Genomic DNA, 21,554 nt, shown 5'->3' on the forward strand with positions numbered 1-21,554 from the left:
CTTATACTTGATGTATTTTGCATTTATTTCAGAAAGGAATGGTGACATGCTTTTTGCTAACCTATGGAAAGCAATTATTCTTGGTATTATCGAAGGAATTACCGAGTGGCTTCCAATTAGTAGTACCGGACATTTAATTTTAGTGGATGAGTTTATTAAACTCGATCTAAGTAAAGATTTTATGGAAATGTTCAACGTCGTTATCCAATTGGGAGCGATTATGGCGGTTGTTATTTTATACTTCCACAAATTGAATCCTTTCTCACCAAAGAAAAATGGCGAAGAGAAAAAAGATACTTGGATTCTTTGGTCTAAAGTCTTAGTCGCTTGTTTACCAGCGGCAGTTATTGGTCTAAAATTTGATGATTATTTAGATGCACATTTTTATAACTTTTTAACAGTATCGATTATGTTAATTGTTTATGGGATTGCTTTTATTATCATTGAAAAACGAAATAAAAATGTTGCACCGAAGTGTACTAATCTAAAAGACTTCACTTATAAAGCCGCTTTAATCGTTGGTGCTTTCCAAGTACTGGCATTAATTCCAGGAACTTCACGTTCAGGAGCGACCATTTTAGGGGCAATCTTAATTGGGGCCTCACGTTTTGTTGCAACAGAGTTTTCATTTTTCTTAGGAATTCCAGTAATGTTTGGAGCAAGTTTTTTAAAAATCTTTAAATTCTTGGCCAAAGGAAATACGTTTGGGTCAGAAGAAATCATTATTTTATTAACTGGCTCTATTGTTGCCTTCGTTGTTTCCATCATTGCGATTAAATTCTTATTGAATTACTTGAAGAAAAACGATTTTACAGTTTTCGGTTGGTATCGTGTAATTTTAGGTGCGATTTTAATTGGCTACTGGTTATTCTCATAAAAATAAAACCGTTGCTTTCACTGTTGAAAGCAACGGTTTTATTTTTTTAAATCGCCAAACGTTATTCGCTCAATCCCCTGTTCTTCAAACCACTGACGAACACGAGGATCACAAATCGTTGCTAATTCTTTGCAGCGTAAAGTGGTATAAGAAGAATTGTCTAACACAAATTGATCCAAATACCCAACATCAAAATGCATCTCAGCAATTGCCGATTCCGGCATCCGTAATAAACCAAAGTCATCTTTTAAAAAATTCTCCACTGATACGCCTTCGTGAATATAAGATAACGCCCCAGACTCTAACAAATGTGTCACCTGGAAATAACCTTGTTGCGGTGGATATTCTTTTTCCCCACTATATTTCAGGGTTGTATGAAGTCCGTACTCTTCTGCTAATTCTAAAAATACTTGATCAACCACTTCATCACCAATCGAATGGCAATCAAAATGTTCAGGATAATGTCCAGTTAGTTCCTTAAAGCGCGTCAATTGCGCAATCGTTTCAAGTCGTACTTCTTCATATACGAAGGTTACTTGTTTTTGTTGACGATAATAAGAAGAGCGATGAAAATTGCCTTGTTCATCTACCAGTGAAGGAATCATACATGGGTCCGCACAAGGTTTCCCTAATAAAAAATTCGTATGCTGACCTACAAATAAGCCTGGATAATTTTTTGCTAACGCAACGGCATGTTCTGCTGTTGGTAAATTGGGCATCAAAAGTGTCGACGTCGTTAAACCATCGACATAACTTTTGATAATGCCATGATTAATCGCTTCTGACATCCCAAAATCATCAGCATCAATAATTACTTTAACCAACAGCTCCCCCCTCTTTTCTTTACGTATTTTTGATGACAATTCCGACAATAATATTAACAGCTGATTCACAATCATTAATCGTGCGCTCAAGCTGATCATAAACATCTTTCCACTTGATAACTTTTAATAAATCTTTTTCGTTAGTCATCAAATCTTTCATGGCGCTACTGTATAATTTATCGCCTTGAGATTCAATCGTATTCACTTCATCAATCAATGAAACTAACGTTTTGGAATTCTTAAATTTTGCAAATTCCTTCGTTGCTGATTTAACGCCTTCTGTCGCTTTAACAATATAAGCAGTTAATTCTAGCGCGGGCGCAATCATTTCCTCGACAACTAAATGATCAAGTAAATAAGACAAACTATTAATGCTATCGATAATGTTATCTAAGTGATCCGTAATATCGACAATATCTTCTCGATCAATTGGCGTAATAAAGGAAATATAGAGTTCATTTAAAATTTTGCGAACAATTTCATCATTCTCTTTTTCCAATTGATGAATCGCTTCTGATTTTTTTACTAAGTTTTCTAATGAATAATTGTCTACAATTTCTTGCAAAACCTTTGCCGCTTCATAAGCATTTGTTGCTAACTGGTTTAATTCTCCAAAATAATCAAATTGTTTTTTACGTGCCATGTTTTTCTCTCCTTAAAAAATTGCAATAAATAATTTTGACATCACATAAGCGATCAGCCCACATCCTGGGAAAGTTAAAATCCATGCTATCAGCATTTCTTTCACGATACGCCAGTCAACACTTGAGATTCGCTTAGAAGCACCTACTCCCATAATCGCTGTCGTTTTTGTATGAGTAGTTGAAACTGGAATCCCAAAAGCCGATGCTAAAAATAAACAAATAGCCGTGCTTAAATCCGCAGTGAAGCCTTGATAGCGTTCGAGTTTTACCATATCCATCCCGACTGATTTAATGATTCTCATACCGCCCACAGAAGTTCCAATGCCCATTGTAATGGAACACAGAACCATAACCCATAACGGAATCACAAAACCGCCACCTGTTTTTTCGACTAAATTATTATAAAAAAGCACTAACATGAACACGCCCATAAATTTTTGCCCATCTTGCGCACCATGTAAAAAAGCATTAGCTCCTGCACCAAAGGCTTGTCCAACTGTAAAAAATTTGTTGGCTTTTCTTCTAGGCACAGCCGAGAAAGCTTTCACAACAAGTTTGGCAATTAAATAACCGCCGCCAAAGCCCATAACGGTAGAAACAACTAGACCAACAAGCACTTTGATCCATTCCGAGCCATTGACTGCACCCAAACCACCTAATGCCATTGCCGAACCAGTCAAGCCGGCAATTAACGCATGGCTTTCACTTGTGGGAATACCAAAATACCACGCAGCAACTGCCCAAACCACAATTGAAAAAAGCGAAGCAGCCAAAGCCACCTGTGAAGCGTTTCCATTTGCGTCAAAACTAACAATGTTGCTAATCGTTTCAGCTACTTGGGCATTAAAAAAGGTCATGACTAATGCACCTAAAAAGTTCATCACAACAGCCATCCAAATTGCGACATTCGGTTTTAACACCCGAGTCGAGACAGCGGTTGCAATTGCGTTCGGCGCATCCGTCCAACCGTTAACAAAAATTACACCCATTACCAAAGTAATCGTTACCAATAATGCAATACTCACAAAGACACCACCATTTTTCATTTATCTATTTTATCATAGCATGTTTTAAAAAAAATGTATGCTTTTTTCTTAAGGCTCTGGCAAATTTTCTTATTTTTTTCTTGAAATTGTCTGTTAAGGAAAAAAACTTGTCGTCTTTTATTGCAATGGAACAATGGATTAGGTATAATGATTACTGTTGAATTACATTGGCTGACCAGTGTAAAACCTAAATCATCGGAGGTGAAACAAATGCCAAATATCGAATCTGCAATCAAACGCGTACGTACAAGTGCTAACGCGAATGCGAAAAATTCATCTCAAACAAACGCAATGCGTACAGCAATCAAGAAATTTGAAGAAGCTGTAGCTGCTGGAGCTGATAACGTCGATGCTTTATACAACGAAGCTGTTAAAGCTGTTGATATGGCTGCAACTAAAGGTTTAATCCATAAAAACAAAGCTAACCGCGATAAAATTCGTTTAAGCAAATTAGCTAAATAATGTGAGATAGAAGTTAGCATTCATGTTAGCTTCTTTTTTCATCAAAAAATGTCCAAGTCTGTTTTCACAAAGACTCGGACATTTTTTTATAAAGGTGAATCAATCCACGGTAAATCCGTTGTGAGATGTTGACTAAATAATTTAGTCTCTTCTCGCAAAGCTAAACGTTGTTGTCGTCTCGTTTCATAATTGGAACAAATCAACTTTTCTTCTGCAGTTTCTGGGACGACTGCCGCTAATTGGAAGTCACTTTCGGGATTCATATGAGACGGAATGGCTACAAAAGTTGTAAAACAAGTCGCCGCTAAATAACGCTTTCCAGTTGTTAAATCTTCTCCTACAACTTTAACAAATACTTCCATCGATTTATGATGCACGCCAGAAACAAACGTTTCAACACACACTGAGTGATTTTCTTTTAAAGGTTTTAAAAAATTCAAGTTATCTAAAGATGCTGTGACTGCCCCTCTCCGACAATGCCGTGAAACGGAAATGGATGCGGCGTCATCAATTAAAGACATTAATTTCCCACCAAATAGTGCACCAAAGGGATTTAAATCAAAGGGAAATACACGATGTGTTTGAATCACTCGTGATTCTCGACAAAATTTTTCTTTCGTCATTAACGATTCCTCTACTTTCATTTATAAACTTTTCCACGCTTTACTTTAGCTTACTTTACCATTTGATGCAATCCTTACTTTTTAGGAAACATTTAAAAAATAACAAATTTGCAAGTCCCATTTATTCATTTTTAGGAAAGTTGCTGTATAATAATAACGGTTAAAGAACTTTTAAGGAGATGGATACACATGAAAATTGCAATTGCTGGTGCCGGCGCTATGGGCAGCCGTTTAGGAATTATGTTGCATCAAGGCGGAAATGATGTAACTTTAATCGATCAATGGCCCGCGCACATTGAAGCTATTCGTAAAAATGGTTTAATCGCTGATTTTAACGGAGAAGAAGTTGTCGCGAACCTACCAATCTTCTCACCAGAAGAAATTGACCATCAAAATGAACAAGTAGATTTAATTATCGCTTTAACCAAAGCACAACAATTAGATGCAATGTTTAAAGCGATTCAACCAATGATTACCGAAAAAACATATGTACTATGTTTATTAAATGGCTTAGGTCATGAAGATGTACTAGAAAAATATGTACCAAAAGAAAACATCTTGGTTGGCATTACCATGTGGACAGCTGGTTTAGAAGGACCGGGACGTGTTAAACTTTTAGGTGATGGCGAAATTGAATTAGAAAATATTGATCCTTCTGGTAAAGAATTTGCTTTAGAAGTCGTTGATGTCTTCCAACAAGCTGGTTTAAATCCAAGCTATAGTAGCAATGTTCGCTACTCTATTTGGCGGAAAGCCTGTGTCAATGGCACGCTAAACGGTTTGTGTACAATCCTTGATTGTAATATTGCCGAATTTGGTGCACTACCTGTTAGTGAATCCCTTGTTAAAACATTAATCAGTGAATTTGCAGCAGTCGCAGAAAAAGAAGCCATTCATTTAGATCAAGCAGAAGTCTATACACATATTGCTCAAACTTATGATCCAAACGGTATTGGCTTGCACTATCCGTCTATGTATCAAGATTTAATTAAAAATCATCGTCTCACAGAAATTGATTACATCAATGGTGCCGTTTGGCGCAAAGGACAAAAATACAACGTAGCAACACCTTTCTGTGCCATGTTGACACAGCTTGTTCACGGAAAAGAAGAACTATTAGGAGCTAAATAATAAGAAAGTGCCAGAGACAATCGTTGTATGACGATTGCCTCTGGCATTTTCTTATTTTGCTTGTGCAGTCAATTTTAAAATAAATAATTGGAATAGTAATTCTTTATCCATTTGGCCCGTTTTCATGCGGTAATCATTTTCAACTAATTCATCATAAAGTCTTTCTAATCGAGACAATTCAAATCGTCGGACTTGTTGTAACGCTAACTTGACTCGATAAGGATGAACCTTTAATGTATCAGCGATATTCGCTTGTTGATAGCCCATCTTAGCCAAAATTTTTGTTTGTAGAAAAAGGCGAATCTGATTCAATAAGATTGCATTTAACTTAATGGTTTCTTCTCCTTGTAAAAGTAAATCTTCATACAATTGAACAGCTTTTTCACTGTTTCCAGAAAGTACTTCGTTGGTTAAGTCAAAAACATTATGTTCCAAAGACTTAGGGACTAATTCTTGAACCGCACCTCGTGTAATTGTCTTCGTCTCAAGGGCATATAAATACAGCTTCTGTAATTCTCCCATAATTTTTGATAAGTTCAAGTCTGTCAATTGAAGTAATAAATCAAAAGCATCGGAGCGAATAGTGTACCCTTCGCTCTCAATCGTTTGAGAAATGTACTGACGAATAGCCTTTTCATCCATTGGATTGACGTCAACCACTGTGGCATTTTTTTTCAATGCTTTGGTAACTTTTTTGCGTTCATCTAATTTTTCATATGAGGCCATAAAAACAAGAACAGTTGTTGGTGATGGACTTTCCAAATAATTCAATAAAAGATTGACATCATGTTCCACACCGTTTGTTTTTCTTTCGGCAGTTAAAAAGTAAGGATTTTCCACAAAGACAAGGCGATAATCACCAAAAAACGGAATTGTTTCCGCTTCAGCAATCGCTGCACTTAAAGGTGTTTCCTCCATATCAAATGAGAAAAAGTTAAATTGATCATCCTCTTCCGTCAACAATTCTTTCATCAATGTTGTTTTAAATAATTCAGTTAAATAAAGTTCTGTTCCTATTAATAAATACACTGGAGCGATTTTTTGCTCTCGCACTTCTTTCAAAGCTTTTTGTAACTCCATTGGCTCGCTCCTTTTCTCGTTTCTCTTGTTTATCCTATCATGTTACTTCTGGAAATACTAGTCTTGTTCTTTAACAAATTTGGCTTTAGAAAGCCCTTGCCAAGGTAACCATTGATAATAAATCATTCCTTGAAGATCGGTCCGATAATAATTTATTTTTTGCTCCTCCAGCGTCGCTAATGTCTCCTGATGAGGATGTTTAAAACGATTATTCAGTCCAGCTGAAATCAATGCTTCTCGCGGATTAAGCTGTTTGATAAATCTTTTAGTAGACGACGTTTTACTACCATGATGACCGACTTTCAAGATGTCGATTGTCAACTGGGGATAGCGAGCCAACACTTGTTCTTCTCCTTCGGCTTCCAAGTCACCAGTAAATAAAAAATGCCGTCCGCCTAATTGTGTGGAAAACACTATCGAGTCATTATTGCCCCCAATACTGCTCTTATTTGGTGATAAAATTTGAAAAGAAACGGGTCCATTAATTCGCTTGGGCGCTAAAATTGGCCGACAGTCTGTCCCGCTTTTTTGGAGTTGTTTCAAGACTTGGCGAAACGAAAAATTGGCTTCAGCTGCTCCTTTAGGAAAATAAAGAACAGAAATTGGAACCTTCTGCGCAATGGCTAATAAATCGCCAAAATGGTCTTCATGTGCGTGTGTGATGATCACTTCATCTAAACGTTTGACCCCTTGACTTTTGAGAAAAGGAATCACTGAATATTCCGCTCCTGATCGACTATTTTTCCGTTGCCGCCAAGCTTCTTTGTCAAAAGACAACCGACCACCTGTATCGATTAGTGTATTTTTTCTGTGAAAAGGCGCTTGGATAAACAAACTATCCCCTTGGCCTACATCGATCATTGCAACAATGCCAATTGGCGAAAGGTATTTACTATTTATCAAAACAATTAGTAGTCCGATTGAGAAAAAAATTTTTTTAGACTTGTCTGCTAAATAAATCATTGAAAATCCGATTAGTAATAACAAACTAATTTGTATCCAAGAATTTAAATAGCCGATGGTCAGCTTCGGATTTAAGTGAACTAGCACCCACTCAAATAAGCCATTCATTGTTAAAAATAGTGGTTCGAGCAAGGCTGCTAAATAACGTGCTGGCATAATAATCACTAGAAAAAAGCTCAACGTCAAAAGCGGTAACAAGAACCGTTCAAAAATTGGTAACAAGAGAAATGTTAAGAAACTTCCTAACAAGGGCCATTCATAAAATGATTGGACTAAAATAGGTAAGGAAGCCACAGCCAATAGGAAAGAGCCTAAACAATTTTTAATGAAAGGCGAAGAATAACCAACCAATGTTTGCTCTAAAAACAGCAGAACAAAGGAAAGTAAATAACTAAATTGACCGCCGACTGAAAAAAAGAGGGTTGGCTGAACAATCAAGTGCACTAAGAGAGTTAAACTCCAACAATCGAGGGCCGGAACCTGCCAATTAAACCGTCGATTGAACGTATTGAGGTTTGTTTGTAAAAGCGCCCGCATGACACTAACTGAGAATCCTGTTAAACCAGCATATATCAGAGAAAAACCGCATTGCCACAAAAAATAACTTTCTTGCGTTCGGCGAGCGATTCTTAGCATCAGCAAGCGAAATAAACGAAGGAAAAAAGAAACATGCATCCCTGACAAACTAAAAAGATGCAAAATGCCTAATGCTGAAAATTTATCGCTTATTTCAGCAAATTCTTCATTACGAAAACCTAAGAGCAACGCATTCATATACATTGCACTAGTATCAGCAAAATTTTTCTGAATATGTACCATCGCCCACTTCCGCCAAACGCTAATGATTTCTTTAAACCGCCAAGAAAAAAAAGGACGCGGTTGTCCTATCTCCTCAATGAATAAAATAGCTTCGATTCCTTGATTCTTTAAAAATAGTTGATAATTGAAGCCATTTTTGTTGGTTTGACCTTGGGGCGAGTCTAAAATACCTACAGCGGTTGCCTGAATGGTTGTGGTTAGTTGGTGCCATTGCTGTTTTTCTTTCATACTTTTTAATTGATAAAATGCCATCACTTTCTGCCTTTTGCCTTTTACGATCCAATTGGCAGGAAATTTTACTTGATCACCATCTACTTGTATTTCATCTGGTAATATCGTTAGCTGTCCTGACAAGCGGACTTCTTTAGGCAACAAAGAGACTGGCTTTAACCACTGGAAAATCAATATGCCCCCTACTATTAAAAAACTGCACAAAAAACCTCCCAATATAACAGGAAAACTTTTTGTACAGACAATACGGATAACAGTGATAGAAAAAAGAAGAGCTCCTAATAGACTAGGTGCGAAAAAACACCACAGCCCACAACTAGTCAGCAGAGCTATGAAGAACCAATTATTCCTCAGCTGAGGAAGGATTGTCCTCAAGTGTGGCAAATTCTTCTCCCCATTGTAATTCGGCAAAATATTTTGGTACTAAAGTCACTTTTTCAACCGTGGCTCCTACTTGTTCAATTAAATTTAGGGCGTACGCATCATTACGGTAATCCTTTAAATAATAAATCTTTTTAATCCCTGCTTGTAAAATCATCTTTGTACATTGCAGGCAAGGGAAATGTGTCACATAAATTTCTGCCCCTTCTGTAGGGACGCCAAACTTCGCACATTGTAAAATTGCATTCATTTCTGCGTGGATTGTTCGAACGCAATGATTATCAACAACATAACATCCTTCATCAATACAATGCGTTCCGCCACTGACTGAACCATTATAACCTCCTGCAATAATTCGTTTGTCGCGAACAATGGTTGCTCCGACAGTTAACCGTGTGCAAGTACTTCTTAATGATAATAAGACGCTTTGTCCCATAAAATATTGGTCCCATGGAATTCGTTCCATAATAAACCTCCTTTATTTTTAATGACTCCTGTGTTCGATTTGCCAAATCATTTAATCTTATTACAAATAGTATGTTATCCGCATCCCATAGTCAAGAATTCTCAGGAATTTTCTGTTAAAAGTTAGCCAGTCACTGTCAACATGCCTTTTAAACGTTCTACTGTTTTCTCTCCAATACCTGGAACATTTTTCAGTTCCTCGACGGTTTTAAACGGTCCTTGTTCGTCACGAAAGCGAATAATCTCTTGTGCTTTTTTCGCACCGATTCCTGAAATCGTTTGTAGCTCTGCTTCTGTTGCCGTATTAAGGTTGATTTTTTCCTCCTGATTTTGCTGAGCAGGTGCTGATTCCTGCAACGTTTCTAATGACTGTGGCACTGGTTCTCCTTTTTTGGGCACGTAAATAATCATTTGATCTTTTACTTTTTGAGCGTAATTGACCTGGGTAGTATCAGCTTCCTCGCTCACGCCTCCAGCTAAAGCTAAAGCATCCCAAATCCGCTGCTGATTTTTTAGTTGATAGATTCCTGGTACTTTCACTGCGCCTTTAATATCAACATAGATCATTGTTTCTGCCCTTTCTTTTGTGGCATCTGTGGCAACCTCTGCCGTAGTGGTCAGACTTGTCTCCTCCCACATTGTGGTGTCTACTCGTGGCTCCTTATTAACCATCAAATAAATGCCCACTAATAGAGTTATCAAAATAACTATAGACGCGCCACTACCTAGCAATAGCCACTTTTTAGGTAACTGTTTCAACCAATCCATCGTTTGTCCTCCCTTCAAAATATAATTACGCATTTTTTAACAAAAAAATGCACCTGGACCAAAAATCACTAGTAATTTTTGGTCCAGGCGTACTTTTATTTTAATTTCTCTAGATAGTTCAAGGCATCTTGAACCGTTTTTACTGGGACAATTTTCATTTTTGTCCCAATTTTTTTCGCAGCTTCTTGTGCTTCTTGATAATTCGATTTGATTTTTGGCTCAACTTTTTTCATTTCTGAAGTTATTTCATCATCGGGTGCAAAGAAAATTTCTGCGCCGTTCTCACTGGCAGTTACAACTTTTTTGTCAATGCCACCGATTCTACCAACGATTCCTTGACTGTTCATCGTACCTGTTCCAGCAATTTCATGACCTTTACGTAAATCTTTATGACTTAATTGTTCATAGGTCTGCAAAGTAAACATTAAACCAGCCGATGGCCCACCAATATCACCCGCTTCAATAGATACTGGGATAGAAGAATCAATTTCTGTATGATCAGTCAAACCAATACCAATCCCCGCTTTTTTATCTGTTGGCAATTCAATTAATTTGCCGGTCGCTTCTTTTGTTTTGCCATCTTGAATAAATTGAACAGTGACTTTTTGATTCACTTTTTGTGCTTTAATATAATTCATTAATTCTTCACTGCTTTTAAAAGATTTACCATCCACGCCTGTCACGGTATCGCCAACTTCAATTTTTCCTTTAAAACTTGAGTTGTCTTCCATCGCTAACACATAGACGCCTTTAAATTTCATCTCATATGGAACCTTCGCTAATTTTAAGGCTTGCTCAATTGCGGCGTTTTTTGAGGAATCCATATAGTATTGTTGAATTCGATTATATTCGCTATTACTACTATCTCCCATTAATTCTTTTTTAGACATAACTTCTTGAAAATCCGAAAAGTTTGCTTTTATGGCAGAAAAAATAGTGGCCGAACGAATGCCCACCGTTGTTAAATAAAAAGCACCAGACTGCGTATCTTTTTTTCCATCAACAGTTACAAACTCTTTTAAATTTTCTGTCGTTCCTGGTCCTTCAATATAATAAGGAATTGGGACGATAAACAAACCAATTAGCAGCAATGCCAATACCATTGGAATGAGTGATTTAAACGAAAATTTTTCTGTTTTTTTATTCATTATTTTAGCTCCAGTCATTCTTCTTTTGTTTTAACGCATGATAAATATTGGGAGGAAGATAGTCAGACACATCGCCTCCAAAACGTAAAACTTCTTTTAGTAAACTGGAGCTTACATGTGCATATGGTTCTTCTGCTAATAGAAAAACCGTTTCAATTTCTGGCGCCAGATGTTGATTCATTTTAGCAATGTCTTTCTCGTACTCGTAGTCTTTGACGTTTCTAATGCCACGAATCAAAAAATTAGCCCCTAATGATTTTGCACTTTCCACAGTTAACTGGGTTTCTTGCATGATAACACGCACATTTGGCATTTCTTTAGTTGCTTCTTCAATTAAATATTTTTTCTCTTCTGGCGTAAATAATGTTTGCTTACTTGTATTTATAAAAACGCCAATGATGACTTCGTCAAATAACTTCGCACTGCGTTCAATCAAATTTAAATGACCATTTGTCATCGGATCAAAACTTCCGGGAAATAGAGCAATTTTACGCATCTTACGCCTCCTGACGATAAATCGTTACTTGAGTGATTCCGTAAACGGTTTCTCTTGTTTTTTCTAGTGTACCAATCGTTTCCGGTAATTTGACAGTTTTATCTGTTTCACAAACGATAACGGCTTCGTTTGTTAATAACTGCCGTTCTAACATCTTTTCTAATTGTGAAACAATTTCTTGTTTGGCATAGGGCGGATCCAATAAGACCAAATCAAATTGTAGCTTCTCTTCATAAAACTGTTCTAAGGCACGATTAGCATCCATTTTTCTAACTTCAAATTTTTCTGGTTCTTTTGTAATCGCAATATTTTCTTTAATTACTTTTAGTGCAGCAAAATTCTTTTCAATACAAATACTTTTGTCCATTCCACGAGAAACGGCTTCAATCGCTAACCCGCCACTTCCTGAATATAAATCCAGCGCCATTCCACCATCGAAATATGGACCAATCATATTAAAAATAGATTCTTTTACTTTATCTGTTGTAGGCCTAGTATTGTCGCCATCTAACGCTTTCAAGCGCCGGCCACCATATTCTCCAGAAATAACACGCATTGTTTCGACTCCTTTATCAATCATTCTTTTATAATTCATTATAACAAAAAGAGTGAAAAATGTTTGAAATTTCTCATAACATTTCTCACTCTTTTGCATTAGACATTCTCCGCTAAGCGAATCTCTGTAGATAATTCCTCTACTACATAGCCATCGTCTTCTTGTTCTTGATAAGCCGCTTTAGTACCAATTTTTTCAGCAAAATTCATTTCGACATCTGGTCGATACGATTTATCGACACTACGAACAAAATGTAACTGATTAATTTTTTCCATGTTACTTTCAATATTTTCTTCATTCATGTAAATCACCACATATTTCATTTTTCGTGAAACATAGTGAATCAGTCCATATCGGCGTAACTGTTTTAACGGTTTTAATGTATATACCCAAACAATTAGGCAACGACGCTCTTGAAGCGTAAATTCTTTTTCTTCTTTAGCTTGCATGGCAGCTTCCTCCACAACCTGAATGTTTCTTTCCTCGTTCAAAGAAAGGATTTCCAGCATCTACTTTAATATCTTCAGAAATTAGTTGGGCAATCTTTAAACCAATTGTATCTAGCAACGTTTGAACGTTTGTCTCAGCAAAACGATAGTTTGCAACGATTTCATTTAAATCAAGCGCCCGCTTTGCTTTACGTAGGGCTCGTTGTTTCTCCCGAAAATCGGGTGCATGAATTCCATAAGCCTCTACTCGCTCAAAAGCTGACTTAGCTTCTAAAAATGCTTTTTGTAACTGAGCAACTTCCGTCGAAGCATACATAGCTTTTTTTGTTTCTTTATAGTTTTGAACAGCATCACTTTCTAAAAGTGCTGAAATTAAGCATTCTGTTTGATCTTCAATTGCAAATAAATGTTCTGTCACAATCATAACTTTTCACTACTCTCCGTGATTTGCCTATTTTCTGGTCGTTTCTCTAATAAGACTAACACACCTTCATTGGAAAAGGCAACGCCCAATTCTGTCGTTTCTGACTCAGCAAAATAGCTATCATATTGCGGGTCCGAAAACCATGACAAAATAGTAAAGGTACTATCATAAACAGGTTCTTGGAAAATACCTGTCGGTTCTCTCAGCGAAAGTTTGCTCGTTTTAACTAAAAAAGAAAATTCGTCCTTAGTCAAATGAAAGGGATGAATGGCTGTATGTTCCTCTCTCGTTTGTAACAATTCTGCTTGTCGATTTGCCGACAAAATTGTTGGTGTATGATGAGCCAGCGTTTGATACAATGTTTGGGCATCTTTTTGACTTTGTGTGGAAACTGAAAAAGCAGCTTGCTTTTCTTGCTGTTTAACCAGATTCATGACATAAATCGCTTGGTTACTTTGAACAGGATCGAAGGTCATTGACTGCGTTATATCAACTGGCAAAGGAGAACCTTCATTTAATTGATACGGCATTTCCGTGAGCAACGTTTCTTTATTGACATAATTAACTGCCATCAAACCACCTGTCCGCTGATTAAAAAATAACACTGCAAAACTGCCATTATCAAAAGCAACCAATGGTCGATAGTTCATATCTTCTTCCATCAGCTCGACATCGTAAGCTTCATGATGAAAATTAAATGCAAAATTCGAATAAATCGTCATTAAATCAGACAAGTCAGCAAGCTTCATATCTATCTTAAACGGTTCTATCATTTTGTCATTGTTAAAGGCCTTAATTGCGATGACTTTATTTTCTCGAACGTTGACTTCTAAGTAATCATTCATCGTCAAACCGAACGTCCATAATTCATACGTACGACCTGTTTTAATTTTTTCTTTAGGATTGCCAAACTGGCGGATAAAGGTTTCCACATCTTTCCCTATGTATGCTGCGTAGCCAGAAGCTGGCAATTCTTCATGAGGAACAGCGGTGTGAGCGCTGGATAAGCGCCCACTTTGAGCTGTTTCGGTTGGTTTTTCAGCAGGGAAAAAAACTGGCTCTAAATATCCGATGAGTAGAACTGTTAAAAAAACAGCAGTAAAGGCCCAAAATCGCTTCATTTTTTCCCCTCTCATCTTATTTTTCTTTTACTTCTAATAACAAATCACCTGAGCTGATTGCTTCGCCTTCTTCAACATAAATGTGATCTACCGTGCCCGCAAAACGTGCTTCGATAGTCGTTTCCATTTTCATGGCTTCTGTAATCAGCAACGGCTGACCTTTTTCTACTTTATCGCCACGTTTGACCAATACTTGTAGAACAGAACCAGACATCGTTGCGCCGATTTGTTCTTTATTAGTTGGTTCCGCCTTTTGTTTTACTTGAACAGCTGACTTAATAGAGGCATCTTTAACTAAAACCTCACGACGTTGCCCATTCAAATTGAAGAACAAGACACGGTTTCCGTCAATATCAGGTTCGCCAATTTCATCTAAACGAATAATTAACGTTTTTCCTCGTTCAATTTGAACTTCCAATGTCTCTCCTTGACGAATACCATTAAAGAATGTTGGCGTATCTAATAAGGTTATATCTCCAAAGGTTTCGTATTTTTGACGATACTCTAAAAATACTTGTGGATACATTAAATAACTTAAAACTTCTTCCAATTTAGGTTGATACCCAATTTTTTCGGCTAATTCTTCTTGTACTTTCGCAAAATTAACTGGTGCTGCTAAGTCACCTGGCCGCTCTGTGAAGGCTGGTCGACCTTTTAGAATAATTCGTTGGAGCTCTTTCGGGAACCCACCAACTGGTTGACCTAAATCACCTTGGAAAAAAGTCACAACTGATTCAGGAAAACTTAGTTCTTCACCACGCGCATAAACATCTTGTTCTGTCAGATTATTTTGAACCATGAAGAGTGCCATGTCTCCCACGACTTTTGAAGATGGCGTCACTTTTACAATATCACCAAACATCAAATTCACTGTGTGATACATTTTTTTGATTTCATCCCAACGGTGCCCTAAGCCTACCGCTTTTGCTTGCTGCTGTAGATTAGAGTATTGACCACCAGGCATTTCATGCATATAGACTTCTGTTTGCGGGGCATTTAACCCATTTTCAAATGGTTGATAATACATGCGCACATCTTCCCAATAATGATTGATTTTCTGTGCATTATCAATGTTAATAGTTGGCGTCCGTTCACCATTGACTAAAGCATAATATAGACTGTTCATACTTGGCTGGCTAGTTGCGCCACTCATCGCACTCATTGCGACGTCAACAATATCAACGCCTGCTTTAGTAGCCGCTGAATAAGTGATGATCCCATTGCCACTAGTGTCGTGAGTGTGGAGATGAATTGGTAAATCCGTGGCTGCCTTTAATTCACTAATTAAACGATAAGCAGCTTGTGGCTTCAATAAGCCAGCCATATCTTTAATCGCAATGATTTGTGCACCTAAATTTTCCAATTCTTTAGCCATATCAAGGTAATATTGAACATTATATTTTGCTCGGGCTGGATCATTGATGTCCCCAGTATAACAAATTGCTGCTTCCGCAATTTTTCCGGTATCCCGAACGACTTGAATACTTTTTTCCATTTGAGGAATCCAGTTTAAGCTATCAAAAATTCGGAAAACATCGACTCCTTGGCGAGCGGATTCTTTAATAAATTCTTCAATAACATTATCAGGATAATTTTGATAGCCTACCGCATTAGATCCTCTGAACAGCATTTGTAAAAGTGTGTTTGGCATCAACTGACGAATTTTTCTTAAACGTTGCCATGGGTCTTCGGTTAAGAAGCGATAGGCAACATCGAACGTAGCGCCACCCCACATTTCACTAGAAAACAGCTCAGGCAGGGCTGCATCAGTTAGACCAGCAATTGCTTTAAAATCTTGTGTTCTCACACGAGTCGCTAATAAACTTTGGTGCGCATCACGGAACGTGGTATCTGTCATTAACACACTTTCTTGATTCTTAACCCAATCGATGACGGCGGTTGCTCCTTGAGCGTCTAGAATATTTTTAGCTGTGATCACTTTTTCTGGAACTTCAATATCTGTCGGCACGCGCGGGGCTTCAAAATATTTTTTCTCCGTTCGTTCAATGCCAGGGAACCCATTGACCGTTACTTCTCCAATGTATTTCATCGTTTTATTGCCACGATCGCGCATACGAGGAAATTCAAATAATTCAGGTGTATTATCAATAAAGGTTGTTTTGGCTTCGCCAGATTGAAACGATGGATAGCTCACAACATTTTGTAAAAACGGAATATTTGTTTTCACGCCACGAATCCGAAATTCTTTTAAGCAGCGTTGCATTTTACTGATTGCCTGTTCAAAAGAGAAACCATGCGTACAGACTTTAACCAATAAAGAATCAAAGTAGGGCGTCACAGCGTAGCCAGAATAAGCATTCCCTACATCTAAACGCACACCAAAACCACCTGGTGAACGATACGTATCGATTTTCCCTGTATCTGGCATAAACTGGTTCAGTGGATCTTCAGTCGTAATCCGACATTGAATAGCCGCGCCTTTTAATGTCAATTCGTTTTGTTTTGGCAAATGCATATCTTTATGCAAATCAAGCCCTTGCGCAATTTGTAATTGAGAGATCACAATATCAATATCTGTAATCATTTCTGTGATAGTATGTTCTACCTGAACACGAGGATTCACTTCAATAAAATAAAACTGATCCCCTTCTACTAAAAACTCAACCGTTCCCGCATTCACGTAGCCGACATGCGCCATTAACTGCACAGCAGCCGAACAAATGGCTGCTCGTTGTTCTTCATTCATTGATACACATGGTGCGACTTCTACCACTTTTTGGTGGCGCCGTTGAACGGAACAATCACGTTCAAATAAATGCAAGACATTCCCATGATGATCGCCTAAAATTTGTACTTCGATATGTTTAGGATTAGAAATATACTTTTCAACATAAACCTCGTCAGAACCAAAGGCTGCTTTCGCTTCGCTTTTGGCTCTTTCGTAACCTTCTCGTGCTTCCTTGGCATCGTGGGCAACGCGCATCCCGCGACCGCCGCCACCTAAAGCAGCTTTAATCATGATAGGAAAGCCATGCGTTTCACCAAAAGCTACGACCTCTTCCACCGTTGCTACTGGCCCATCTGAGCCTGGAATCGAAGCAATCCCCGCAGCTACAGCTGCTTCTTTCGCTTTAATTTTATCGCCAAAAATATCTAAATGATGTGTTTTAGGTCCAACAAAAATGATTCCTTCTTCTTCACAACGTTCGGCGAAGCGTAAGTTCTCTGATAAAAAGCCATAACCAGGATGAATGGCATCTGCTCCCGATTTTTTGGCAATTTGGATAATATTTTCAATGTCTAAATAGGCTTCAATTGGTTTTTTCCCTTTACCAACTAAATACGCTTCATCTGCTTTGAAACGATGAACAGAATACTCATCTTCTGCAGCATAAATCGCTACTGTCTGGATATCTAATTCTGTACAAGCTCTAAAAATTCGAATCGCAATTTCACCACGATTGGCAACTAATACCTTTTTCATAACGTCACTCCTACCATCAATTTCCTTCAAATTTATTGGTTCTGTTCTAAAGATAAATAGTACTCATTTTCTAATTTCTGACGTGTTTCATCTGCACTGATATTCAGGACAAAGGCCACAGCAATCGAAATAATCAGCAAACTATTCCCACCTTGACTCAAGAACGGGAAAGTAATTCCTGTTAATGGAATAATCCCAGTAATCCCACCAACATTAATAAAGACTTGAATTAATAACATTGTACCAATTCCAATACACATTAGTGAATTAAAAGGTTTCTTCGAGCGTACACCGACTAAAATAATTCGCGCAATCATAAACATCAACAATCCTAAAATCGCTAGACCGCCGATAATGCCTAACTCTTCTAAAGTAATCGCAAAGATAAAGTCCGTATGTGCTTCTGGTAAAAAGCCTTTTTTCTGAACACTATTCCCTAGACCTTTGCCAAACCAGCCGCCATTACTGATTGCATAATAAGAATTAGCTAACTGATGGCCTAAGTTCCGTTCATCTAAAAATGGATTTTTAAAAACAGCAAAACGATTATAAATATATTGATAACGCGCTGGGAAAATTTTTCCTTTAGACATAATTAATAACTGAATAGCCGTGATACTACCTAAAATGCCCAAGCCACCGACCAAGTAGGTATACATATAATTAATCCCACTTGCTAAAACCATCACGATGGTAATTAATGTTAGAATGGCCGCATTCCCGAAGTCAGGCTGGATTGCAACTAGAGCAATTAATACAAAAACGAGCATCAACGGGCGCCCGGCAGCTTGTTTAAATTGATCCATGCCTCCATTAATTGTCTTTTGTCGCCGTGCTAAAATATAAGACAAGTACCAGACAACCATGATTTTTAAATACTCAGCTGGTTGCATCGAAAATCCACCAATCTCAATCCAACCACGTGCGCCGTTAATTTCTTTCCCGATACCAGGAATCCGAACGGCTAAAACCATAACCGTAATTACTGCAATGGCAAACATGATAAAACTTCGATTCTGAAAAACGGATGTTTTCATCTTATAAATAAAAAACATTGCAACTAACCCTACTACCCAAAAGGCAACCTGGTTAATAACGAATGAGGTAGGTGAAAAACCTTTCATTACTTGTAATGCGGATGTGGAACTATATACCATAATCAATCCCACGATGCTTAAAATTAAATATGGAATAAAAATACTATAGTCTAGCAAATGCCGTTTCTTTACTTTGTTTGGCAAAGCTTAACCCTCCTTGCCAATCTCGTTTTTTTCTTGTGTTTCTTCATAAACATCTGTATATAATTGATTCAATTCGCGTTCTAAATCACTTAGTAAGCGATGTCCTTCATCATTAGTTAAAATCCCCAAACGGGTCGCATAGGTCACTTGTCTTGAAAAACCATACATTTGTGTATCCACCACTTCTTCAAATGCTTTACATTGAGAAATGCACAAACTGTTTTTTTGATTACGAATAAGCATTTTAATGCGTTCTGCATCGTCTTCTAATAATTGAATGGCAAATTTCTTTGAAATTCCTTCGTCCATTTGTACAGAACCTCCCTATCTTAATTAAATAATTATAACATAATTCTCAGTTAGATACATGATGATTTCAGAAAATTTCCTTTAAGAAATTTTCTAAAACCAAGCGATATATTAAGTAAGAAATCTCTTTATATAACAAGCTTATTTTATCAATACAACAACAAATACATTAAAAGACTTTTTTCTTATTTTCTGCTTTTAATTTTAAATAAAATAACAAACTATATCATTTTTTTGTCTCTTGATATTCTTTAATTACTTCTAAAAAGGCGGTGCCATATTTATCTAATTTATTTTGGCCGACCCCTTTTATTTGCAATAATTGAATCGTTGTTTGCGGTAATTTTTCACACATTTCTTTAAGTGTACTATCGGAAAAGACTACATATGGCGGCACGCCTGCCTCTTGAGCCATGTCCATACGTAATTCGCGTAATCGTTCAAACAAGGCATCATCCACTGCTACTTTTCGAACTTTTTGGTCTTCTTTTCGGAAGACTTTCCGTTCCCCTAAAAGCACCTGAACACCTTCTGTCGAGACTGATAACAACGGAAATTGCCCATCAGAAGGAATTAAATAACGTTCTGCTGTCAAATAATCAATCAGCTGTGTGACTTCTTTTTGCGTGCGACCTTTCATTAGTCCGTATGTTGGCAAACGATCAAAATGCCATTGATCAATTTTTTGATCTTTTGAGCCAGTCAAGACTTTACCAACTAAGCCCTTACCGAAACGTTCTCCCATACGTTTTACACAAGACAAGACTTTTTGGGCATCGACCGTAATATCGACTAATTCTCGATTATCCAGACAATTCGAGCAGCGACCGCAGTCCGTCCCTTCTTCACCAAAATAGCGTAAAATATATTTTTGTAAACACATTTGTGCATTCGCATATTGTGACATTTCCCGTAATTTCAAGTACTCTTTCTGCTTATAATCAATGGTCATTTCAGATTGTTCAATAAAGTATTGTTGAATTTGCAAGTCTTGTGGAGCAAACATTAATACAGCATCACTAGGCAGACCGTCACGACCAGCTCGGCCGGCTTCTTGGTAATAAGATTCAATATTCCCTGGTACTTGTGCGTGAATGACAAAACGAACATTACTCTTATTAATCCCCATACCAAAGGCATTTGTTGCTACCATCACTTGCACTTGATCATACAAGAATGCTTCTTGATTTTCACTACGTAACTGTTCACTCATGCCCCCATGATACATCCCAGCTGCAATTTTTTTACTTTCTAATAAATGATAAATTCGTTCAACTTCCTTCCGCGTGCTTGCATAAATAATACCTGATTGTCCAGTATTCATCTTTAAATATTCCAAAAGAAAAACGTCTCTATTTTGATCTTTCACGACTTGAAAAGATAAATTTTCTCGAGCGAATCCTGTTTTGATTTCATTTTCTGATGGAATTCTTAATTGCTTGACAATATCCTCCGCTACTTGTGGCGTTGCTGTTGCTGTTAGTGCAATCACAGTTGGTTGCTGTTGAAATTGATCGATAATCTCTGCTAAACGCAAATAGCTTGGACGAAAATCATGCCCCCATTGTGAAATACAGTGTGCCTCATCTACTGCCAATAAATCAATCGGTACATGTGTCAGCATCTGTTGAAAATCATAAGATTCTAATCGCTCTGGCGCAACATACAATAGCTTGACTTCTTTGTTAACCGCTAATTGAATACGATGATTCATTTCTTGATAGGAAATGGTACTATTGATATATGTAGCTGGAATCCCCATTAAATTCAGGGCATCTACTTGATCTTTCATTAAAGAAATTAATGGTGAAATCACCAATGTTAAATTATCCAAAAGTAAGGCTGGCAACTGATAACAAATCGATTTGCCTCCACCTGTTGGCATAATGCCTAAGACATTTTCTTGTCGCAATACATGACGAATAATCGTTTCTTGTCCTGGCCGAAAATCATCATAGCCAAATGTATCTTTTAATAATTCTTGTAATGCACTCATTTATTGCGCTCCAATCTTTGTTCTACAAGTCATTTTAACACGCTAATCTAACAGG

At 37.4% G+C, this 21,554-nt stretch carries 21 protein-coding genes; 3 read left to right on the forward strand and 18 right to left on the reverse strand.

Going from position 1 to position 21,554, the window contains the following annotated elements; translation table 11 throughout:
• Window positions 1–46 precede the first annotated feature (46 nt).
• Window positions 47–877, forward strand: a complete 831-nt coding sequence (locus IGL37_RS09685; RefSeq protein WP_002356708.1) for an undecaprenyl-diphosphate phosphatase — start codon at window positions 47–49, stop codon at window positions 875–877.
• Between the two features lie 38 nt (window positions 878–915).
• On the opposite strand, the gene IGL37_RS09690 is transcribed toward IGL37_RS09685, so the two are convergent.
• The 3 genes from IGL37_RS09690 to IGL37_RS09700 are packed head-to-tail and all read right to left on the reverse strand — an operon-like array spanning window position 916 to window position 3,391.
• Complete coding sequence (locus tag IGL37_RS09690) at window positions 916–1,701, reverse strand: ChbG/HpnK family deacetylase (protein WP_002372196.1); 786 nt, start codon at window positions 1,699–1,701, stop codon at window positions 916–918.
• Window positions 1,702–1,720: 19 nt separating this feature from the next.
• Complete coding sequence (locus IGL37_RS09695) at window positions 1,721–2,344, reverse strand: DUF47 domain-containing protein (RefSeq protein WP_002356705.1); 624 nt, start codon at window positions 2,342–2,344, stop codon at window positions 1,721–1,723.
• 12 nt (window positions 2,345–2,356) lie between these two features.
• The gene (locus IGL37_RS09700) at window positions 2,357–3,391 is read right to left on the reverse strand and encodes an inorganic phosphate transporter (RefSeq protein WP_002356704.1); all 1,035 of its coding nucleotides are present in this window, start codon (window positions 3,389–3,391) and stop codon (window positions 2,357–2,359) included.
• Between the two features lie 210 nt (window positions 3,392–3,601).
• Between IGL37_RS09700 and rpsT the strand changes: the two genes are divergently transcribed.
• A complete protein-coding gene (gene rpsT / locus IGL37_RS09705; RefSeq protein ID WP_002356703.1) occupies window positions 3,602–3,853 on the forward strand; it encodes a 30S ribosomal protein S20 in 252 nt (83 codons plus the stop codon).
• An 86-nt stretch (window positions 3,854–3,939) separates the two neighbouring features.
• Here rpsT and IGL37_RS09710 read toward each other — a convergent pair whose 3' ends face one another.
• A complete protein-coding gene (locus IGL37_RS09710) occupies window positions 3,940–4,497 on the reverse strand; it encodes an acyl-CoA thioesterase (protein WP_002385758.1) in 558 nt (185 codons plus the stop codon).
• Between the two features lie 168 nt (window positions 4,498–4,665).
• Here IGL37_RS09710 and IGL37_RS09715 point away from each other — a divergent pair, with 168 nt between their 5' ends.
• Window positions 4,666–5,607, forward strand: coding sequence for a 2-dehydropantoate 2-reductase (locus IGL37_RS09715; protein WP_002385757.1), 942 nt, complete (start codon window positions 4,666–4,668; stop codon window positions 5,605–5,607).
• Window positions 5,608–5,658: 51 nt separating this feature from the next.
• On the opposite strand, the gene holA is transcribed toward IGL37_RS09715, so the two are convergent.
• The 14 genes from holA to recQ form a co-directional block, all read right to left on the reverse strand.
• Window positions 5,659–6,687 carry a DNA polymerase III subunit delta gene (holA, locus tag IGL37_RS09720; protein ID WP_002364451.1) on the reverse strand — a complete coding sequence of 343 codons (1,029 nt, stop codon included), beginning with the start codon at window positions 6,685–6,687 and terminating at the stop codon, window positions 5,659–5,661.
• 57 nt (window positions 6,688–6,744) lie between these two features.
• Complete coding sequence (locus tag IGL37_RS09725) at window positions 6,745–9,009, reverse strand: DNA internalization-related competence protein ComEC/Rec2 (RefSeq protein WP_161634191.1); 2,265 nt, start codon at window positions 9,007–9,009, stop codon at window positions 6,745–6,747.
• Between the two features lie 34 nt (window positions 9,010–9,043).
• Window positions 9,044–9,547, reverse strand: a complete 504-nt coding sequence (locus tag IGL37_RS09730; protein ID WP_002356697.1) for a ComE operon protein 2 — start codon at window positions 9,545–9,547, stop codon at window positions 9,044–9,046.
• 122 nt (window positions 9,548–9,669) lie between these two features.
• Window positions 9,670–10,347: a helix-hairpin-helix domain-containing protein gene (locus IGL37_RS09735; RefSeq protein ID WP_033626432.1), complete on the reverse strand. Its 678-nt coding sequence runs from the start codon at window positions 10,345–10,347 to the stop codon at window positions 9,670–9,672.
• Window positions 10,348–10,409: 62 nt separating this feature from the next.
• The gene (locus tag IGL37_RS09740; RefSeq protein WP_002394720.1) at window positions 10,410–11,480 is read right to left on the reverse strand and encodes a SepM family pheromone-processing serine protease; all 1,071 of its coding nucleotides are present in this window, start codon (window positions 11,478–11,480) and stop codon (window positions 10,410–10,412) included.
• A complete protein-coding gene (gene coaD / locus IGL37_RS09745) occupies window positions 11,467–11,958 on the reverse strand; it encodes a pantetheine-phosphate adenylyltransferase (protein WP_002356693.1) in 492 nt (163 codons plus the stop codon). The genes IGL37_RS09740 and coaD overlap by 14 nt, the downstream gene beginning before the upstream one ends.
• 1 nt (window position 11,959) lies before the next feature.
• Complete coding sequence (gene rsmD / locus IGL37_RS09750) at window positions 11,960–12,553, reverse strand: 16S rRNA (guanine(966)-N(2))-methyltransferase RsmD (protein ID WP_002414371.1); 594 nt, start codon at window positions 12,551–12,553, stop codon at window positions 11,960–11,962.
• Window positions 12,554–12,612: 59 nt separating this feature from the next.
• Window positions 12,613–12,963, reverse strand: coding sequence for a YlbG family protein (locus IGL37_RS09755; RefSeq protein ID WP_002359714.1), 351 nt, complete (start codon window positions 12,961–12,963; stop codon window positions 12,613–12,615).
• Window positions 12,953–13,387: a YlbF family regulator gene (locus tag IGL37_RS09760; protein WP_002400862.1), complete on the reverse strand. Its 435-nt coding sequence runs from the start codon at window positions 13,385–13,387 to the stop codon at window positions 12,953–12,955. Before IGL37_RS09760 ends, IGL37_RS09755 begins: the two co-directional genes overlap by 11 nt.
• The gene (locus IGL37_RS09765) at window positions 13,384–14,508 is read right to left on the reverse strand and encodes a CAP-associated domain-containing protein (protein WP_075320304.1); all 1,125 of its coding nucleotides are present in this window, start codon (window positions 14,506–14,508) and stop codon (window positions 13,384–13,386) included. Before IGL37_RS09765 ends, IGL37_RS09760 begins: the two co-directional genes overlap by 4 nt.
• 16 nt (window positions 14,509–14,524) lie before the next feature.
• Window positions 14,525–17,953 carry a pyruvate carboxylase gene (locus IGL37_RS09770; RefSeq protein ID WP_033626434.1) on the reverse strand — a complete coding sequence of 1,143 codons (3,429 nt, stop codon included), beginning with the start codon at window positions 17,951–17,953 and terminating at the stop codon, window positions 14,525–14,527.
• Between the two features lie 32 nt (window positions 17,954–17,985).
• On the reverse strand, window positions 17,986–19,194 hold the full coding sequence (locus IGL37_RS09775) for an FtsW/RodA/SpoVE family cell cycle protein (protein WP_002356686.1): 1,209 nt from the start codon (window positions 19,192–19,194) through the stop codon (window positions 17,986–17,988).
• A gap of 3 nt (window positions 19,195–19,197) precedes the next feature.
• A complete protein-coding gene (locus IGL37_RS09780) occupies window positions 19,198–19,503 on the reverse strand; it encodes a YlaN family protein (RefSeq protein WP_002356684.1) in 306 nt (101 codons plus the stop codon).
• A gap of 226 nt (window positions 19,504–19,729) precedes the next feature.
• Window positions 19,730–21,499 (reverse strand): DNA helicase RecQ, encoded by a 1,770-nt coding sequence (gene recQ / locus IGL37_RS09785; protein ID WP_002356683.1) that lies wholly within the window; start codon window positions 21,497–21,499, stop codon window positions 19,730–19,732.
• Window positions 21,500–21,554: the final 55 nt, after the last annotated feature.

It is taken from the genome of Enterococcus sp. AZ119, from assembly GCF_050546175.1.
Classification (GTDB): domain Bacteria; phylum Bacillota; class Bacilli; order Lactobacillales; family Enterococcaceae; genus Enterococcus; species Enterococcus faecalis.

What these genes read in the sequence shown, in the direction of transcription:
- IGL37_RS09685 (WP_002356708.1), top strand. Translation starts at nt 47, where the DNA reads ATGCTTTTTGCTAACCTATGGAAAGCAATTATTCTTGGTATTATCGAA.
- IGL37_RS09695 (WP_002356705.1), bottom strand. Translation starts at nt 2,344, where the DNA reads ATGGCACGTAAAAAACAATTTGATTATTTTGGAGAATTAAACCAGTTA.
- IGL37_RS09700 (WP_002356704.1), bottom strand. Translation starts at nt 3,391, where the DNA reads ATGAAAAATGGTGGTGTCTTTGTGAGTATTGCATTATTGGTAACGATT.
- rpsT (WP_002356703.1), top strand. Translation starts at nt 3,602, where the DNA reads ATGCCAAATATCGAATCTGCAATCAAACGCGTACGTACAAGTGCTAAC.
- IGL37_RS09710 (WP_002385758.1), bottom strand. Translation starts at nt 4,497, where the DNA reads ATGAAAGTAGAGGAATCGTTAATGACGAAAGAAAAATTTTGTCGAGAA.
- IGL37_RS09715 (WP_002385757.1), top strand. Translation starts at nt 4,666, where the DNA reads ATGAAAATTGCAATTGCTGGTGCCGGCGCTATGGGCAGCCGTTTAGGA.
- holA (WP_002364451.1), bottom strand. Translation starts at nt 6,687, where the DNA reads ATGGAGTTACAAAAAGCTTTGAAAGAAGTGCGAGAGCAAAAAATCGCT.
- IGL37_RS09730 (WP_002356697.1), bottom strand. Translation starts at nt 9,547, where the DNA reads ATGGAACGAATTCCATGGGACCAATATTTTATGGGACAAAGCGTCTTA.
- IGL37_RS09735 (WP_033626432.1), bottom strand. Translation starts at nt 10,347, where the DNA reads ATGCGTAATTATATTTTGAAGGGAGGACAAACGATGGATTGGTTGAAA.
- IGL37_RS09740 (WP_002394720.1), bottom strand. Translation starts at nt 11,480, where the DNA reads ATGACTGGAGCTAAAATAATGAATAAAAAAACAGAAAAATTTTCGTTT.
- coaD (WP_002356693.1), bottom strand. Translation starts at nt 11,958, where the DNA reads ATGCGTAAAATTGCTCTATTTCCCGGAAGTTTTGATCCGATGACAAAT.
- rsmD (WP_002414371.1), bottom strand. Translation starts at nt 12,553, where the DNA reads ATGAATTATAAAAGAATGATTGATAAAGGAGTCGAAACAATGCGTGTT.
- IGL37_RS09755 (WP_002359714.1), bottom strand. Translation starts at nt 12,963, where the DNA reads ATGCAAGCTAAAGAAGAAAAAGAATTTACGCTTCAAGAGCGTCGTTGC.
- IGL37_RS09760 (WP_002400862.1), bottom strand. Translation starts at nt 13,387, where the DNA reads ATGATTGTGACAGAACATTTATTTGCAATTGAAGATCAAACAGAATGC.
- IGL37_RS09765 (WP_075320304.1), bottom strand. Translation starts at nt 14,508, where the DNA reads ATGAAGCGATTTTGGGCCTTTACTGCTGTTTTTTTAACAGTTCTACTC.
- IGL37_RS09770 (WP_033626434.1), bottom strand. Translation starts at nt 17,953, where the DNA reads ATGAAAAAGGTATTAGTTGCCAATCGTGGTGAAATTGCGATTCGAATT.
- IGL37_RS09780 (WP_002356684.1), bottom strand. Translation starts at nt 19,503, where the DNA reads ATGGACGAAGGAATTTCAAAGAAATTTGCCATTCAATTATTAGAAGAC.
- recQ (WP_002356683.1), bottom strand. Translation starts at nt 21,499, where the DNA reads ATGAGTGCATTACAAGAATTATTAAAAGATACATTTGGCTATGATGAT.